General features: G+C 76.3%; 1 pseudogene. It reads left to right on the top strand.

From position 1 onward, the window contains the following. Positions 1–192: 192 nt before the first annotated feature. Positions 193–375: pseudogene (locus ACSNOK_RS33515) on the top strand (CGNR zinc finger domain-containing protein); the annotation flags it as partial.

The raw sequence follows: 375 nt of genomic DNA on the forward strand, positions 1-375 counted from the left end.
GATCGAGGCCTTCACCAACACCGTCGACCTGGAGAGCGGCGACGACGACGTGGCCACCCCCGGTGAACTGGCGCGCGCTGGCTGGCCGACCGCGGGCTCGCCGACGCCGCCCTCCGGCTGAGCGCCGACGAACACGGGGCGTTCCTCACGCTGCGTGCCGGAATCCGTGAGGCCCTCGACGTCGCCGACCCCGTGTCGCCGCACCGGCTCGCCCAGGCCGACGCGGTGCTGGCCGAAACCCCCGTCCTGGTGACGCTGGACCGTTCCACGTGGGGCGACCGCGCCCAGCCGCTCGCCCCCGCCCCGGGCCTCGCTCCCGCGCGCACGGCGCTGGCCCGACTGGCCATCGCCTGGACGGAGGTCGTCCTGACCGGG

The sequence above is a fragment of the Streptomyces sp. URMC 126 genome, from assembly GCF_051386555.1.
Classification (GTDB): Bacteria; Actinomycetota; Actinomycetes; order Streptomycetales; family Streptomycetaceae; genus Streptomyces.